Source organism: Amycolatopsis sp. NPDC003865 (assembly GCF_053605345.1).
In genome coordinates this window covers 156,595-173,207 of sequence record NZ_JBSGJA010000007.1, presented here as the reverse complement: position 1 = coordinate 173,207, position 16,613 = coordinate 156,595, and the positions used below count along the sequence as shown (strand labels likewise).

14 protein-coding genes are annotated in these 16,613 nt (G+C 71.5%); 3 read left to right on the top strand and 11 right to left on the bottom strand.

The genetic code is table 11. The features are described from left to right. Positions 1 to 90: 90 nt before the first annotated feature. Positions 91 to 786 (top strand): response regulator transcription factor, encoded by a 696-nt coding sequence (locus tag ACWEVP_RS18825; RefSeq protein WP_372664335.1) that lies wholly within the window; start codon positions 91 to 93, stop codon positions 784 to 786. Beyond that, complete coding sequence (locus tag ACWEVP_RS18820) at positions 776 to 2,551, top strand: sensor histidine kinase (RefSeq protein ID WP_452063805.1); 1,776 nt, start codon at positions 776 to 778, stop codon at positions 2,549 to 2,551. Before ACWEVP_RS18825 ends, ACWEVP_RS18820 begins: the two co-directional genes overlap by 11 nt. Here ACWEVP_RS18820 and ACWEVP_RS18815 read toward each other — a convergent pair. From ACWEVP_RS18815 to ACWEVP_RS18775, 9 genes are all read right to left on the bottom strand, one after another. Continuing rightward, entirely contained in the window at positions 2,541 to 3,368 is an 828-nt protein-coding gene (locus ACWEVP_RS18815; RefSeq protein WP_452063804.1) for a carbohydrate ABC transporter permease, read from the bottom strand. The two genes, ACWEVP_RS18820 and ACWEVP_RS18815, sit on opposite strands and share 11 nt — an antisense overlap. Beyond that, positions 3,358 to 4,242: a carbohydrate ABC transporter permease gene (locus tag ACWEVP_RS18810; RefSeq protein WP_452063803.1), complete on the bottom strand. Its 885-nt coding sequence runs from the start codon at positions 4,240 to 4,242 to the stop codon at positions 3,358 to 3,360. The genes ACWEVP_RS18815 and ACWEVP_RS18810 overlap by 11 nt, the downstream gene beginning before the upstream one ends. Beyond that, positions 4,239 to 5,528: an ABC transporter substrate-binding protein gene (locus ACWEVP_RS18805; RefSeq protein ID WP_452063802.1), complete on the bottom strand. Its 1,290-nt coding sequence runs from the start codon at positions 5,526 to 5,528 to the stop codon at positions 4,239 to 4,241. Before ACWEVP_RS18805 ends, ACWEVP_RS18810 begins: the two co-directional genes overlap by 4 nt. Positions 5,529 to 5,602: 74 nt before the next feature. Continuing rightward, entirely contained in the window at positions 5,603 to 6,658 is a 1,056-nt protein-coding gene (locus ACWEVP_RS18800; protein ID WP_452063801.1) for a LacI family DNA-binding transcriptional regulator, read from the bottom strand. Positions 6,659 to 6,706: 48 nt separating this feature from the next. Continuing rightward, on the bottom strand, positions 6,707 to 8,326 hold the full coding sequence (locus tag ACWEVP_RS18795) for an FAD-dependent oxidoreductase (RefSeq protein WP_452063800.1): 1,620 nt from the start codon (positions 8,324 to 8,326) through the stop codon (positions 6,707 to 6,709). A 90-nt stretch (positions 8,327 to 8,416) separates the two neighbouring features. Beyond that, a complete protein-coding gene (locus ACWEVP_RS18790) occupies positions 8,417 to 9,568 on the bottom strand; it encodes a 4-hydroxybenzoate 3-monooxygenase (protein ID WP_452063799.1) in 1,152 nt (383 codons plus the stop codon). A gap of 69 nt (positions 9,569 to 9,637) precedes the next feature. Further along, on the bottom strand, positions 9,638 to 10,375 hold the full coding sequence (locus ACWEVP_RS18785; protein ID WP_452063798.1) for an IclR family transcriptional regulator: 738 nt from the start codon (positions 10,373 to 10,375) through the stop codon (positions 9,638 to 9,640). A gap of 43 nt (positions 10,376 to 10,418) precedes the next feature. After that, complete coding sequence (locus ACWEVP_RS18780; protein ID WP_452063797.1) at positions 10,419 to 12,185, bottom strand: chitinase; 1,767 nt, start codon at positions 12,183 to 12,185, stop codon at positions 10,419 to 10,421. A gap of 265 nt (positions 12,186 to 12,450) precedes the next feature. After that, positions 12,451 to 12,996, bottom strand: a complete 546-nt coding sequence (locus ACWEVP_RS18775) for an AAA family ATPase (RefSeq protein WP_452063796.1) — start codon at positions 12,994 to 12,996, stop codon at positions 12,451 to 12,453. A gap of 284 nt (positions 12,997 to 13,280) precedes the next feature. Between ACWEVP_RS18775 and ACWEVP_RS18770 the strand changes: the two genes are divergently transcribed. Beyond that, positions 13,281 to 13,703, top strand: a complete 423-nt coding sequence (locus ACWEVP_RS18770) for a hypothetical protein (RefSeq protein WP_452063795.1) — start codon at positions 13,281 to 13,283, stop codon at positions 13,701 to 13,703. On the opposite strand, the gene ACWEVP_RS18765 is transcribed toward ACWEVP_RS18770, so the two are convergent. Beyond that, positions 13,681 to 15,642: a serine/threonine-protein kinase gene (locus tag ACWEVP_RS18765; protein WP_452063794.1), complete on the bottom strand. Its 1,962-nt coding sequence runs from the start codon at positions 15,640 to 15,642 to the stop codon at positions 13,681 to 13,683. The two genes, ACWEVP_RS18770 and ACWEVP_RS18765, sit on opposite strands and share 23 nt — an antisense overlap. After that, a complete protein-coding gene (locus ACWEVP_RS18760; RefSeq protein ID WP_452063793.1) occupies positions 15,639 to 16,430 on the bottom strand; it encodes a hypothetical protein in 792 nt (263 codons plus the stop codon). Before ACWEVP_RS18760 ends, ACWEVP_RS18765 begins: the two co-directional genes overlap by 4 nt. Positions 16,431 to 16,613: the final 183 nt, after the last annotated feature.

The following is a 16,613-nucleotide window of genomic DNA, read 5'->3' as shown; positions in this document are numbered from 1 at the left end:
CTTTGACAAAGACCTGGCTCGTGCCCTCAAGGTATGAAGATCCGGTCAGGATGCGGTGGTGACGGTGTCAGGACGCCTAACCTCGACGCCGTGTGCGCACGTGTACTGGTCGCCGAGGACGACGAGAAGCAGGCCGAGGTCCTCCGGCTCTACCTCGAGAGCGAAGGTCACACCGTCGTGCTGGCCCCGGACGGCCGCGCGGCCCTCGACGAGGCCCGCCGCGAACGGCCCGACCTGCTGGTCCTCGACGTGATGATGCCCAAGGTCGACGGGTTGGACGTCTGCCGCATCCTGCGCGGCGAGTCCGACGTCGCGGTGCTGATGCTCACCGCCCGCGCGACCGAGGAGGACCTGCTCCTGGGCCTCGACCTGGGCGCCGACGACTACCTGACCAAGCCCTACAGCCCGCGCGAGCTGATGGCCCGCGTCCGCACCCTGCTGCGCCGGACGTCGGCGCGCAGCGAGCCGCCCGACCCGGCGCTGCGGGCCGGCGCCCTGCGGCTCGACCCGGTCCGGCACGAGGTGTCGGTCGACGGCCGCCCGGTCGAGACGACGCCGGGCGAGTTCCAGCTGCTGGAGACGCTGATCCGGCAGCCGGGGCGGGTGTTCACCCGGCGCCAGCTGCTGGAGCTGACCCGCGGCGACGACCGGTTCGTCAGCACCCGCATCATCGACGTCCACGTCCTCAACCTGCGCAAGAAGCTCGAACCCGACCCCCAGAAGCCCGTCTACCTGCGTACCGTCTTCGGCGTGGGGTACAAGCTGACGGCGGAAAATGACGCGTAGCTTTCCGCTCCGGCGCAGTCTCGTCGTCCGGCTGACGGCGGTCTCCCTGCTGATCGCGCTGGGCTCCATCGCCGCGACCGCGTGGCTGGCCGTGCAGACCACGACCCGCGCGATCCAGCAGGAGCAGGGCCAGGCCCTGTCGGGCGACGCGACCATCTACACCGAGCTGATCGGCTTCGCCGCGGCCAACCACACGTGGGACCAGGTCGGCCCGCGGCTGCGGGAGCTGTCCGCGGGCACCGGCCGCCGGATCGTGCTGACCACCCTCGACCGGCGGGTCCTCGGCGACTCCGGTGGCGAGCCGGTCACCCTCCCGGTGAAGGCGACGGCGTCGGTCGACCCGCTGCACGTCGACCCGGTGCTGCTGCCCCAGGCCGGGACCAGCGGCATCGACCCGCGCGCGGCGGGCCCGTTCCGCCTGCCCGCGGCCGAGCGCGAGGACCTCGACGGGCTGGCGCGGAAGGCCGCCGCGTGCCTCACCTCGTTCGGCTTCCCCAGCCAGGTGCGCGCCGGGGCGAGCGGCCGGCCGCAGCTCACCGGGCTCGACCCGCTCGCCGCCCGCTACTTCGCGGCCAAGTGCGGCATCTACGACCTGGCCACCCCGACGCCGACCGAGCAGGCCGCGCTCGACAGCCTCGACGAGGCCGTGAACCGCTGTCTGCGGGCCCAGGGCGCCGAGGAAGTGAAACTGGGCCTCGACTTCGACGCGCTCGGCGTCGCCGACCAGGGCCCCAGCCGCGCCTGCGTCGACTCCGCCCGCCGCGCGCAGCTGACGCCGTTCGTCGCGCCGCCCGCGTTGCTCTTCACGCTCGGCCCCGGCGGGTCGCAGCTGCCGACGTTCACGCTGTCGCAGGAGAACCTCACGCGGATCCTGGCGGTGACCGGCGGCGTGCTGGTGCTGGCCGCGGCGATCACCGTGCTGGTCGCCCGGCGGCTGTCGCGGCCGCTGCGCGCGCTGACCGAGGCCGCGCAGCAGGACCGGCCGGCGCCGGTGAAGTCCCGCGACGAGGTCGGCTACCTCGCCGCCGCGTTCAACGACCTCACCGCGCGCCGCGAACGCATCGAGGAGCAGCGCAAGGCGATGGTCAGCGACATCGCCCACGAGCTGCGCAACCCGCTCAACGTCATCCGCGGCCGGCTGGAGGCCGCCGAGGACGGGCACCTGCCGTTCGACCGGGCGCTGTCGACGTCGCTGCTCGAAGAAACCGTGCTGCTGCAGCACATCGTCGAGGACCTGCAGGACCTCGCCGCGGCCGACGCCGGCCGGCTGCGGCTGCACCCGGAGCCGGTGGACGCCGCCGAGCTGGCCGGCCACGTCGCCGCCGCGCACGCCGACCGGGCCGCCGCGGCCGGCGTGACGCTCGCGGTCGAAGCGGCCGGCTCCACCGGGCTCGACGCCGATCCGGTGCGGCTGCGCCAGATCGTCGGCAACCTGGTAACGAACGCGGTCCGGCACACCCCGCCCGGCGGCCGCGTGACGATCCACGTATCGTCCACTGTGGACACCGTCACGCTGGCTGTGGCGGACACCGGCACCGGGATCGCCGCCGAGGACCTGCCGCACGTGTTCGACCGGTTCTGGCGGGCCGAGAAGTCCCGCAGCCGCCAGACCGGCGGCAGCGGTCTCGGCCTCGCCATCGTGCGCCACCTCGTGCAGGCTCACGGCGGCACGGTGACCGTGGCATCCGAGGTGGACACCGGATCGACCTTCACCGTCGCCCTTCCCCGGACGCAGCTTTCCCGTGAAAGCTCCGCTAGCCTTTGAGCCCACTCTGGGCGAGCCCTTCGACGAACTGGCGTTGCGCGATGATGAAGACGACCAGCACCGGCACGACCGTGGTGGTCGCGGCGGCGAGCTGGACGTTCCAGAGGTGGCCGCCGTAGACGTCGATGTACTGCGTCAGCGCCACCGGCAGCGTGAACATGTCCTTGTCGGTCAGGTACACCAGCGGTTCGAGGAAGAAGTTCCACGTGTTGAGGAACGTGAAGATGGCGACCGCGGCGAGCGCGGGCTTGGCGATCGGCAGGGCGACGCGCCGGTAGAGCCCGAACCGCGACAGGCCGTCGAGCCGTCCGGCTTCTTCGAGTTCGCCCGGGATGGTGATGAAGAACTGGCGCATCACGAACGTCGCCAGCACGCTCGGCGCGCCGAAGATCGGGACGACGATCAGCGGCCAGTGCGTGTTGGTCAGGCCGAGGTCGTCGACCACCCGGAACAGCGGGATGATCGTGACCTCGCTCGGCACCATCAGTCCGATGAGGATCAACGCGAACAGCTTCTCGCCGCGGAACCGGATGCGCGCGAAGGCGTACCCGGCCAGCGAGGAGAAGAACATCGTGCCGAGCGTGACGAGCACGGCGATGTACAGGCTGTTGAAGTACTGCCGCGCCAACGGGAAGTCCGTGAACGCGGTGCGGTAGTTCTCCCACCGCGGCTGGCTCGGGAACAGCTTCGGCGGGTACGCGAGCACCTCGTTGGCCGGCAGCAGCGACGCCGTGATCATCCACCAGGTCGGGAACACGAACGGTACGGCCAGCACGACCATCACCGCGTAGCACGCGATCTTGGCCCTACGACTCATGGAACACCCACCGCTTCCGCATCCGCCACTGCAGCAGCGTGAGCACGAGGATGACGAGGAACAGCACGACCGCCAGCGCGGAGCCGTAGCCGAGGTCGTGGTTGGCGAACGCCTGCTGGTAGAAGTAGAACACCAGCACGTTGGTGCTGTCGGCGGGCCCGCCGAGGGTCAGCACCTGGATCTGGGCGAAGACCTGCAGCGCGCCCGCCACGGTGATGATCGCCGTCAGCAACGTCGTCGGGCTGATCATCGGGAGGATCACCGACCGGAACCGGCGCCACGGCCCGGCACCGTCCAGTTGCGACGCCTCCATGACGGACGCCGGGATGCCCTGCAGCGCGGCGAGGAACAGCACCATGTTGAGCCCGACGTTCTTCAGCACCTGCACCACGATCACCGACAGCATCGCGGTGCCGTTGCCGCGCAGCCAGTTCGGCCCGTCGACCCCGATCGTCTGCAGCAGCGAGTTGATGCCGCCGTTGTCCTGCAGCAGGAAGTTCCAGACGATCGTCCACGCGACCAGCGTGACGACGACCGGCGAGAAGAAGACCGTGCGGAACACCGTGGTGCCCCGCAGTTTCAGGTTGAGCAGCAACGCCAGCGACAGCGCGAGCGCCAGGTTCAGCACGACCAGGCCGACGCAGAAGATCGCCGTGGCGCGGGCGACCTTCGGCGCGGTCGGGTCGTCGAAGAGCTTCGCGTAGTTGCCCGCGCCCGCGAACGTCGACGTCCCGGCGAGGAGGTTGACGTCCTGGAAGCTGTACCAGACCACCGCGACCAGCGGCGCGACCACGAAGGCGAGGAAGCCGAGCGCCTGCGGGGCGACGAACAGCCACCCCGCGAGCTCGTCGCGCTTCTTCGTCGTCCACGTCATTGGCTCAGCGCCGGGTCGATCGCCTGGCAGACGCCGGCCAGCGCGGCGGGCACGTTCGCGTCCGGCTTCCACATCGGGTCCAGCGCGGACTGGACGAGCGAGGCGATCCGCGCGCTCCCGGTGTGCGACGGCAGCACCGCGCCGGTCTTGATCCCGTTGACGACGACCTTCTGCAGCTGCTCCTGGCTGAACAGCGGGTTCGCCTTGGCCAGGGTGGCCGCGTTGAGCAGGCTGTCGCGCGCGGGCGGGAAGTACTGGCCGAGCTTGGCCGAGTTGGCCGGATCGGTGAAGAACGCGAGGAAGTCCGCGGCGGCCTTGGCGTGCTTGCCCTTGACCGGGACGCCGATCCCGGCCTGGCCGATGACCTGCGCGTTCGCCTTCGGCCCGGCGGGCAGCGGGACGATGCCCCACTCGAACGGCTTGGCCTTGAGCAGCCCGGCGCGGCTGATCTGGGCGATGGTCAGGCCGGCTTCCCCGGCGAAGAAGTCCGCCGTCGTGCCCGGGCCGGGCAGCGCCTTGTCGGTGAAGATCGCCTGGTGCAGGAACGTCATCGCGGACGTCATCTCCGGCGAGGTGAACCCGCACGTCCGGCCGTCCGGGCCCCAGGCGTCGGCGCCGAAGCCGCGCCACACCGACGCGAGCAGCACCCACTGCTTGTACTCGAACTCGCGGATGACCAGGCCGGCCTTGCCCGTATCGCGAGCGGCGACCTGGGTGGCGATCTGCTTGGCCGCGTCCCAGGTCCACCGTCCACTCGCGAGCAGCTGGTCCGGCGTCTCGGCGACGCCGGCCTGGGCGAGCAGGTTCTTGTTGTAGAACATGCCGAACGGCGACGTCGAGAACGGATAGGCGTAGAGGCCGTCGTCCTTGGTCCACAGCTTCGTCGCGGCGGGCACCAGCTCGCCGGCGTTGTACCCGGGCGCACTGTCCAAAGTGGGCTTGAGGTTCGTCAGGGCGCCGGACTGGACGAAGTCCGGGGCGTCGCGCTCGAGGATCCACGCCAGGTCCGGCGGGTTGCCGCCGGAGAGCTGGGTGGTGAGCGCGGCCGAGTACGCGCTGGTGTCGCCCGGGACGACGTCGAACTTGACCGACGCGACCTCCGGGTGGGCCGTGCGGTACTCGGCGGCGATGGAGTCGAAGAGAGCGAGCTGGTTCTTGTCGGTCGTCCAGACCGTCATGCGCAGCGCGATGTTCTTGTCGTCGCCGGCGCCGCCCGAGCACGCCGTCGAAGCCAGTGCGACGGCGGACAGGGCCGCGGCGAGCAGCCGGATTCTCCGGTAGGCCACGATGCCTCCTGGTTATTCGAATTAGCAGCGACGGTAAGTGTCGCTGTCAGTGCTGTCAACAGGCCGTTTGCGCCTCAGCGGGGGTCTGGTGCGGAGGGTGCCGCCGTGGTGGCGCCCTCGTGGATCGTGCACGGCAGGAGCAGCTGGCGGGGCTTGGGGTTCTTCAGCAGCCCGACGAGCACGCGCACCGCGTGCGCGCCCATTTCATGACGCGGGATGCGGAACATCGACCAGTCCGTGCCGGTGCTCGGCACCGCGTGCGCGTGCGGCTGCTGGGACGGGTCGGCGTCGCCGAGCACCACTATGGACAGATCGCCGGGCACGCCGAGGCCGAGTTCGCGCGCGCGGGCCAGGATGCCGTCCGCCATCGCCGAGCTCTCGACGAGCAACGCCGTGACGCCCTCGTCGAGCGCCTGCCGCAACGCGATCGCCGGGTCGTCGGCGAGGAAGACCAGCGGCGGGCGGCGGTGCCTGCGCGCGGCGGCCTCGTAGCCGGCGCGGCGGTCGAGCGTCGGCTCGTTCTCCTCGGTCACGCTGAGCAGGCCGATCCGGCGGTGCCCGAGGCCCCACAGCCGTTCGTGGACCTCACGGGTGGCGGCGACGTAGTCCGCGCCGACGTAGCTGATCGGCCCGGTCGGCGACTCGCGGCGGCCGACGAACACGAACGGGAACTGCTCCTCGACGAGCTGCGCGAGCTCCTGCGGGTCGTTGTGGCGGCCGAGCAGGATCGAGCCGTCGGCGATGCGCAGCCGGTTCGTGCCCTGTTCGTAGATGCGGCGGCGCCCGTCGCGGCGGCCACCGCTGGTGAACAGCAGCAGGTCGAAGCCCTGCGCCTCGGCCTCCTCCTCGATGCCGAGCAGGAACGGGCGGTAGAAGTCGGCCACCCCGGAGGGGAACACCGACTCGTAGGTGAAGACGCCGAGGATCTGGTTGGACCCGCCCCGCAGCCGGCGGCCCATGATGTCCACCGTGTACCCGGTTTCGCGCAGCACCTGCTGCACGCGGTCGCGGGTCTCGGGGGTGATGCGCAGGCTGTCGGAGCCGTTGAGCACCATGGACACGACGGCCTGCGAGACGCCGGCCAGGCGCGCCACCTGGGCCTGCGTGACCCGGCCCGAACCCGCCGTCATCGGTGACTCCCTCCCGTGCGGTTCGCCTGGACTCTACCGGCGGCCGCATCAGTACCCCCGCACTTCCGGCCACCGGCGTTCCACTCCGGCGGCGTCCAGCACGCGGGCGAAGTCCTCGAAGAGCCTGCTGTCCGTGTGGACGCTCCGCGGCTCGACGTCCTCGTCGATGGCGAAGGCGGCGAGCAGCCCGGCCACTTCACCGATGTTCCACTCCACCGGGTGCAGCCGGAAGCAGCCGTTGGTGATGTGCGTGGTGCCGATGTTCTTGCCGGCGGGCAGCAGGTTCTTCGAGCGGATCGGCAGCAGCGCGCCGAGCGGGATCTCGTAGGGCACGCTGGCGACGTCGATGTAGTTGTCCCCGCCGGTCGACGGGTGCAGGTCGATCCGGTAGCTCCCGACCCCGACGGCGTCCGCGCGGCGCACCCGGCCGTCGACGCCGAGGATCTCGGCCGAGACGTCGTGCTCGGTGACCGTGGTGACGGCCTTGATGCGCCGGGCTTCGCGGACATACGCCGACTTCGCGAGTCCATCCTCCGTGCCGGTGACGTCGGGGCGGAGCCGGAGTCCCGGAAAGCCCGTGCCGCCGTCCGCGCGGGGCGCCTCGGTCTGCAGCCAGTACAGGACCGACAGGCTGAGCTGCTTGGCTTCGTGGTGCGCCTGCGCGACGTCCGCTTCGTCGGCGTGGCCGGGGATCGTGAGCGCGGGCTTGAGCCAGTAGTCGTTGAGCGGCCAGTTGACGAGCGTGATGTCGGAGTCGAACGCGCCTTCGGTGTGCAGGTTGCGGGCGAGGATGCGGCGGAAGGCCCACAGCTCCTTGTCGCCGGCGTCGGCGCTCTGGTCGGCGCTCACCGCGAGGGGGTCGCCGGGCGGGTTCGGGACGAAGGTGCGCTTGACCGGGTCGAGCGTCCGCGGGTCCGGGGCGACGAAGCCGAGCAGCGGGCCAGGCCAGAAGTCCGGCTGGTAGCCGCGCCAGAAGGCGTACATCTCCGGCTTGTCGATGACGTGGTTTTCGCCGTCGTGGTGGGAAACCGCGAAGCAGTAGGTGATGCCCTGCAGGTTGGCCGGGGCGGCTTCGTCGGGGGCGTGCGGTTCGTCGTGCGTACTCTTCGCTTCCGCACCGGTGACGTGCTCGGTGCCGGTGAGCGGCAGGAGGTCGCCGTTTTCGGTGGCGTCGAGGACGTACTGGGCCTGCACGGTGACTTTGTCCTGGCCGGTTTCGAGGACCACGGCGTCGACGCGGTCGCCGGTGGTGTGCGCCTCGACCGGCCGGTGGTGGCGCAGGACGTGGATCCGCCCGGCGCTGACGTGCGGCGCGAGCATGGCTTCGATGACCGCGAGGGCGACCCGGGGTTCGCCGCAGAGCTTGCTGACGCGCCCGGCCCCGGGGTTCAGCTCCGGGTGCTTCGCGGCTTCGGCCCGCAGCGGGTAGTGGCGGCGGTAGTGGTCGCGGATGCCCGCGCGCAGGTCGCGGTAGGTGCGGGTGGAGCCGAACCGCTCGATCCAGGGGTTCTCGTCCGGCGGCACGGCCTGGGCGGTGAGCTGCCCGCCGAGCCAGCCGGTCTCCTCGGTGAGCACGACGCGCCGCCCCCGGGACGCGGCGGCCAGCGCGGCGGCGACCCCGCCGAGTCCGCCGCCGACCACCAGAATCTCCGTGTCCAGTTCCCTCATGAGCCCTTCCCGGCACTGATAATTCGAATTACTACGCGGGTATGGTGCGACGCGGGCGCACCGGGCGTCAAGAGCCAGAGCCGGACAGGACTACAGCGGCAGGCCCGCGTAGTTGTCGGCGAGCTCGGTCATCGCGGCGGTCGAAGTGACCGTGCGGCGCAGCTGGGACAGCTGCAACTGGGCGTCGAAGTCGTCGCCGTGGCGGTGCAGCATCGACGTCATCCACCACGAGAAGTGGGTGCACCGCCAGACCCGCCGCAACGCCGTTTCCGAGTAGGCGTCCACGAGTTCGTCGTCACCCTGGAACGAAGCCCGCAGGGCGCGGGCCAGGAGGGCGACGTCGGCCACCGCCAGGTTCAGCCCCTTCGCGCCGGTCGGCGGCACGATGTGCGCCGCGTCGCCGGCCAGGTACAGGTTCCCGTGCCGCATCGGCGTCGTCACGAAGCTGCGCATCGGCAGGACGCTCTTCTCGGTGATCGTCCCGGTCTCGAGGGTCCAGCCGTCGACGCCCAGCCGGTCGGACAGCGCCGTCCAGATCCGGTCGTCGCTCCACCGCTCGATGTCCTCGTCCGGCGCCACCTGCAGGTAGAACCGGCTCACCCGCGGCGAACGCATGCTGTGCATCGCGAAGCCGTCGCGGTGCCAGGCGTAGATCAGCTCGTCCGTCGACGGCGCGACGTCGGCCAGCACGCCCAGCCACGCGAACGGGTAGGTCCGCTCCCAGACCTTCGGGTCCGGAATGGACGCACGGCTCGGCCCGTGGAACCCGTCGCAGCCGACGACGACGTCCGCGTCGATCCGGCGGGCGGTACCGTCACCGTCCACAAAGGTCACATACGGCTTGTCGGTGACGTCGTGCACGGCGACGTCCGAAGCCGAGTAGTACGCGGGGCGGCCGGCCTTTTCCCGCGCCGCCATGAGGTCCTTGGTCACCTCGGTCTGCCCGTAGACCGTCACCGACCGGCCGATGAGGCCGGTGAAGTCGATGTGCCGCCGCTCCCCCGGCGCCTGCAGGTGGATCCCGCGGTGTTCCATGCCCTCGACGTCGAGCCGCTCGCCGAGGCCGACCTGCCGCAGCAGCTCGACCGTGCCCGCCTCGAGGATGCCCGCGCGGATGCGGGCCTGGACGTACTCGGCGGTCTGCCGTTCGAGCAGCACCGAGTCGATGCCCTCGAGCCCGAGCAGGTGGGACAGCAGCAGCCCGGCCGGGCCGGCGCCGACGATGACGACCTGGGTGCGCACTTCGATGTCCTTCCCACGGGGAAGCCGAGCATCTCCCGGCGGGTCCGGCGCCGACTACGGCATTCTCATTCAGTGAGAGAGCGTCCGCGAGATTCCGCGCGCCGCGGCCCGCAGCGCCGGGATCTGCATCCGCGCGTTGCGGTCGTTGGGCACGATCACCGACAACGCGGCGACGACCTGGTCGCCGGGGCCCCGCAGCGGCACGGCGATCCCCGTGGTCTCTTCGTCGATGAAGCCCGCGCAGTACGCGTAGCCGTCCCGCCGCACGTCGGCGAGGAACCGCCGCAGCCGCGCGGGGTCGGTGAGCGTGGTCCGGCGGAACGCGCCGAGCGGACCGGCGAGCACCTGTTCTTGCAGGTCAGCGGGTGCGTGCGCGAGCAGCACCAGCCCGGACGACGACGCGTGCAGCGGCAGCCGCCCGGCCACCCGCGTCACGTTCACGACCGCGCCGGGCGCGGACAGCCGCTCGACGAACAGCACCTCGCGGTCCTCGAGCACCGCGAGCTGCGTGTGGTGCCCGACGACGGCGTGCAGGTCCTCCATGAACGGCAGCGCCGCCTCGCGCAGCCCGAGCGTCGGCGACGCGCGCGAAGCGAGTTCCCACAGACGGACACCCACGCGGATCCTCCGATCGGGGTCGCGCCGCAGCCAGCCGTGCCCGACCAGCTCGTCGATCAGCCGCGACGCCGTCGCGACGTGCAGGCCGGCCCGGCGCGCGATGTCGGTGACCCGCTGCGCCGGGGTGTCCGGCCCGAAGGTCTCGTAGATGCGGACGACGCGCGTCAGCACGGAGTCGCGTTTCACCACGTCAGGCAGTGTGCCCCACCGCGGCGGGGCACACCGCCCGGCGTCACGGCAGCGAGTTCAGGAACGGCTCGTGGCTGTTCTGGAACTCCCAGTTGTAGTACTTGTCCCAGTTGATCGACCAGGTCATCAGGCCCCGCAGCGCCGGCGAGGTGCCGCCGCGCAGCGTGTACGACCCGCAGCCGCTGCCCTTGACCAGGCAGTTCACCGCCGTCTGGACGTCGGCGGGCGAGGTGTAGCCGTTGCCGGCGCTGACCGCGGCGGGCAGGCCGATCGCGATCTGGTCGGGGCGCAGGCCGGGGAAGAACTGGCCGGTGTTCGCCACGGTGAAACCGGCCTTGAGCATGTCGGTCATCGCGATGTGGAAGTCCGCGCCGCCCATGGTGTGGTACTGGTTGTCGAGGCCCATGACGGGACCCGAGTTGTAGTCCTGGACGTGCAGCACGGTCAGCGAGTCCCGCAGCGCGTGGATGACGGGCAGGTAGGCGCCGGTCCGCGCGTCCCCGGCGCTGGTGCCGCCGTAGAACTGGTAGCCGACCTGCACGAAGAACGTCTCGGGTGCCATCGTCAGCACGAAGCCCGAGCCGTACTTGGCCTTGAGCGACTTCAGCGCGGAGATGAGGTTGACGATCACCGGCGTGGTCGGGTTGCGAAAGTCGGAGTCGCCGGCGTTGAGCGAGAGGGAGTGGCCCTCGAAGTCGACGTCGAGACCGTTGAGGCCGTACTTGTCGATGATGGCGGAGACGGAGCTGACGAACTTGTCCCGCGCGGCGGTGGTGGTCAGCTGGACCTGGCCGTTCTGGCCGCCGATGGAGATGAGGACCTTCTTGCCCTGCGCCTGCTTCGCCTTGATCGCGGCGGTGAAGTCGGCGTCGCTCTCGACGTTCGGGCACTCGGTGACGGGGCAGCGGGTGAAGCGGATGTCCCCGGAGGTGACGGAGGTCGGTTCGCCGAAGGCGAGGTCGATGATGTCCCAGGCGGCGGGGACGTCGGCCATCCGGACGTAGCCGGAGCCGTTGGCGAAGCTGGCGTGCTGGTAGCCGATGAGGGCGTGCTTGGGCAGGCCGGTGTCGACGCACCCGGTGGTACTGGCGGTGGCGGTGGCGCTCTTCGGCGACTCGCCTGCGCCGTTGTAGGCGGCGACCGAGAAGCTGTGGGTCGTGCAGGCGGTCAGGCCGCCGACGGTGGCGCTGGTCCCGGTGGTCGTCGCGACGACCGTGCTGCCTTCGTAGACGCGGTACCCGGTGACGGTCCCGGCGCTCGCGCCCCAGCTCAGGGCGATGGAGCTGGTCGTGACCGCGGTGGTCTGCGGGGTGCCCGGCGTGGCGGGCGTGCCGGGGGTGCCGCCGCCCGGGCCGTCGAGGACGACGTCGTCGGCGTAGTAGGTGCCGGCGCCGTACCAGCCGTGGAGGTAGAGCTGGGCGGAGGTCTGGTTGCCGGTGGTGAAGGTGAGGGAGAGCTGGTTGTAGGCACTGCTGTTGCCGGACCAGGTCGAGGGCCCACCGGTGACGCCGAGGTAGACGGGGTTCCCCCGCACCCAGGCCGAGACGGAGTAGGTGGTGTTCGGCTGAACGGACACGGTTTGCGAGCACTGGGCGTAATCGGCGCCGACGGGCGTGCCGGCGAGGGCGTAGCCGCCGGTGTGCGCGGGGCTGGTGACGGTGGTGGCGTTGGCGCAGGTCCAGCCGGACAGCGAGCCGGCTTCGAAGCCGGGGTTGGCGAGGAGGTTGGCCGCTTCGGCGGTTCCGGTGGCGATCCCGGAGAGCGCGAGCGTTGCGGCGGCGAGGATTGCGGACAGTCTGGAACGCCTCATCGGGTCCTCCAGTCGGGGAGACTGGAGATATTGTCTAGACCAATATGTAAAATGTCCAGACCAGCCGGGGTGGCGTTCACCGTCTGCCACCGCTCACCGCCCCGGCGGCGCTCCCTCCCGCAGCCACTCGCCGACCGCCGCGGTCAGCCTCACGACACCGGGAGGCCAGGAGGCACCCGGCCATCCCGCTTCCCCAGCGACCGGCCCACATCACCCCAGCAGCCCCACCACCACCCGCGTCCGTTTCCCCGGCGACCGGCCCACATCACCCCAGCAGCTCCACCACCACCCGCGTCCGTCCGGCACGGGCCCGGTCGATCACCTGCACGCTGCTCCACCCCGCCGGCACCCGCTCCGCCAGCAGCCCCTCGCGCCAGCGGTCCACCCGGCGGACGTGGCGCGCGAACGACCGCGGGCGCACCACCCGCCCGCGGCTGCGCTGCCCCGCCAGTGCTTCCGAAGCCGTCGCGTCCAGGAACAGCAGCCGCACCGGACGGCCGCTCAGCGCTCCCACCAGCGCCAGCAGCGCCCGGGTCGACGCGCGCGTCGACGGCTCGTGGACCACGATCGGCCCCCGCGTCAGCGCCCTTCCGACCACCCGCGCCCGGTGCCACGCGTGGACCACCGGCCGGTAGCAGCGGTACGGCACCGACGGCACCGCCGCGGCCAGCCGCGTGCGCACCTGGTCGGAATCCAGCACCACCAGGCCGGACGCGGCGTGGCGGAGCATCGTCGTCTTGCCCGCGCCGGGCAGGCCCGCCACGACGAGCATGTCGCGGGGCCCGAGCTCGATGACCGTGGGCTCGCTCATGCCCCCGTCAACGCGCCGGCCAAGGTAATGGTTCCTTTACCTTTAGCTCACCGAGCGTCACCGCACCCCCGGGAGACCCCACCGTACGGCCGGCACCACCCGGAGAGACGCACCGATGTCACCTCCCGTGCCCGGGGTCACCCACTCGCCTGAAAACCCGTGCGTGGCAGGGCATTCGTCGCCCGGGAACCGCTTCGGGTGAAGATCGTCCCGTCCCCTTCCCGGCGTCCGGATTTTCCCTATCTTCTGAAGGGGACGCTCGGCCTAGAACAGGGGAACTCGTCATGACCCAGTCGCTGGAACTCCCGGTCCAGGAATTCTGTCTCGATTGGACGCTCACGGGCGACGAAGGCGGCCGCGTCGGCGTCACGCTCTCCGGGCAGGTGTCCCTGCTCGACAACAACCGGTTCTACAAGATCGACGGCGTCGTGTACGTCACCGAGGGTGACAGCGACATCCGCGCGGTCGGCAACCCGTGCCTGTCCGTGCGCCGCAACGGCGTCGAGAAGTCCGGGCGCCAGTGGGGCTGGGAGATGTGCTCGGCCCGCAAGCGCCTCGCCGCGCTGAACACGATGGAGGGCTACTTCGTCCGCACCGGCTACTGGGCGCCCGCCGACCGCGCGATCCAGCTGAGCCTCTGCGCCGAAACCGGGTGGAGCCGGCGCAAGAGCTACAGCCCGCACGTCACCGTCCGGATGGTCGACTGACCACTGTGGACGCCCGGCGCCGCGCCGCCGCGACCACGAGCCCCGCCGCGACCGCACCGGCGACGGCGCACCCCGCCCCGAACCCCGGCGACGGTTCGTGCACCCGCAGCACGGAGACGCACAACCACGCGACGGCGCCGAACAGCAGGCCCAGCACCGGCCCGCCGACCGCCGCGCCGCGCCAACGGTGGCCGTTGCGGATCGTCCGCAACCCGGACTCGAGGTAGGCGAGCGCGAACAGCGCCAGGATGAGGCTGCCCGCGCCCATCGCGCTGGCCAGCGGGTGCTGGCTGGTGAGCAGGGTGAAGGTCTGGGTGACGGGCCCGGTCTGGACGGTCGCGGTGACCGCCCCGCCGACCACCCACCGCGCGATCGCCGGCAGGGTGAGCTCGGCGGTGAAGCCGTTTCCGTTCGGCTTGGCGAGGGTTTCGGCCGAGCCGAGCGGGATCCCGGCGGCGGACAGGCTGAGCGAGACCCGGCCGGGGTTCCCGGCACCGGCGAGGGTGAGCGGCTTGCTGAGGTCCACTTCGACGGGCGCGGTGACCCGGGTGCTGCCGAGCAGCAGGGTGGGCGACGCCTCGTGCGGCAGTCGTTCGGGGTTGAGCAGCGCGAGGACGATCAGCAAGACAGCCGCCGCGGCGGCGGCGAGCCGCAGCCAGAGGACGGCGGCCTTCGAGCGGCTGGAGGGGTCGGAATCCGGGGCAAGCGTGCCACCGGTCGAGCCCGCACCACCGGCCGGGCCCGCGGCAGCACCGCCGAAACCCGAGCCACCGGGCCCAGGCCCGTGGCCGCTCGCCGAACCGGATCCGGGACCGCCCGCCGAGGCCGGGCCCGCACCGCCGGCCGGGCCCAGGCCGCCGGCATAGCCGGCCTCGGCACCCCCCGCCGGGCCCGCGCCGCCGGCGAAGCCCGGCCCGAAGCCACCGGCCGAACCCGGCGCCGTGTCCAACCCACCACTCGTCGCCACCAGTGTCGCGTTCGGACCCGTCGGCTTTCTCACCGGCCGCGTCCGGTCGTCGACCTGCGGTGCCGTCGGCGAGTTCAACCCCGCGATCACCCGGGGCGTCAAGTGCAGCACCGGCACCCCGGACCGCTCCAGCCACCCCGGCCCGTAAACCGCTGTCGCCGCCCCGGCCAGATCGGCCGCGAACGACTCCGCCTCGCGGTACCTCGAATCCAGCTCACGCGCCAGCGCCCGCATGATCACGCCCGCGATCGGCATCGGCACGCCCGAGATCGGCTTCGGGTCGGTGAACATGTGCTGGCGCATCATGCTGATCGCGCCGCGCGTGTTGTCGAACGGCAGCTCCTTCGCCAGCAGCTCGTACAGCACCGTGCCCGCCGCGTACACGTCGGCCGCCGGGCTCAGCGCGTTGCCCATCGCCTGCTCCGGGGCGATGTACGCCGGCGTGCCGAGGATTTCGCCACCGTGCGTGACCAGTGTCGCGCCCTCGCTGATCACCCGGGCGATGCCGAAGTCGGCCACCTTCACCACGCCCTGCAGGTTGAACAGCAGGTTGCGCGGCTTGACGTCGAGGTGCAGCACGCCCGCCCGGTGCGCCGCGTGCAGCCCGGCGAGCATCGCCAGGCCGATCGCGCACGCCTGCTCGCCGCTGACGCCCTCGCCGTGGAACCGGCTGTGCACCGTGCCGCCGTCGAGGCGTTCCATCACCAGCAGGTGCTCGCGGCCGGTGCGGACGTAGTCGTACACCGGCACGATGTGCGGGTGGTCCAGGCTGGCCAGCACGCGGGCCTCGCGGTCGAACAGCTCGCTGCTCGCCGCGTGGTTGAGCACGTCCCACGGCAGCTGCTTGATCGCGACGTGCCGCCCGAGCGTCCGGTGCGTCCCGGCGAACACGACGCCCATGCCGCCCTCGCCGATCTCCGCCCCGATGTCGTACTGCGGCAGGGCGGCGACCAGCTCGGCCGGTGCGCTCATCGGGTGAATTCCTGCGTCGGCGGGACCGCCAGTCGGACGGTGGTGTCACTTTCGGCGACGACGGCCGGCGGCGCGGGGTGCGGGGTCAGGTAGCCGAGCAGGAACGCGATCGCCGCGGCGCCGAGCACCACCGGGATCTCGACCGCCGGCTCCGGCGGGACCAGCCGCAGCACCGACAGCGTGATCACCGCGACCAGGCCGGTGCCGAACCCGGCGGGCAGGAACCGCAGGCCGCGGCGCCAGCGGTTGGGCGCCAGCCGGTGCCGGGCCAGCGCGAGCAGCGCGGTCAGCCAGGCGAGGACCGTGAGCACGAGCATCGCCAGGCCGAAGACGCCGTAGACCGACCAGAACGACCCCTGGACGTCGGCGACGGTGGTCGCTTCGCCGAGCGTCGCGCGCTGGGCGTCGAGCAGCTCGACCGACGACGGCAGCAGCCCCGTCGCCTGTCCGGCGAGGTCGCCGAGGTCGAGCACGAACGTCCGGGTGGTCGAGCCCCGCGCCGGAACTTCGAAGGGCGCCGTCGTGTCGTAGGCGAAGAACGTCAGGGCGAGCGCGACGCCGGAGAGCCGGACGCTGCGGACCTTCACCGGCGCGGTGCCGGAGTTGGTCGCCACGACCTGCAGCTCGATCTGCTTGGCCGGGTCGATCGGGACGGTGACGCCCGCGACCGGCCGCCCGTCGATCGACGCCTGCACGTCGAGCGAGCCGGAGTCCGCCGAAGCGGCCGGCGCGCCGAGCAGCACGGCGCACAAACCCAACGCAACCCCCGCCGCGATGACACGTCCCATTGGGCATCCCCTACTTGCGTTATCCGACTGGTCCGGAATGCTACAGCGAGCACACACCGGGGAGGGACGTCCCAATGCGATTCGTGGTTCGGCTGTTTTTCGGCGCCGTCGCCGGAACGTTGCTTCTGCTCGCCACCGCGACCAGCGCCAACGCACAATACACGTCGTCGGTTGGTTTGAAAC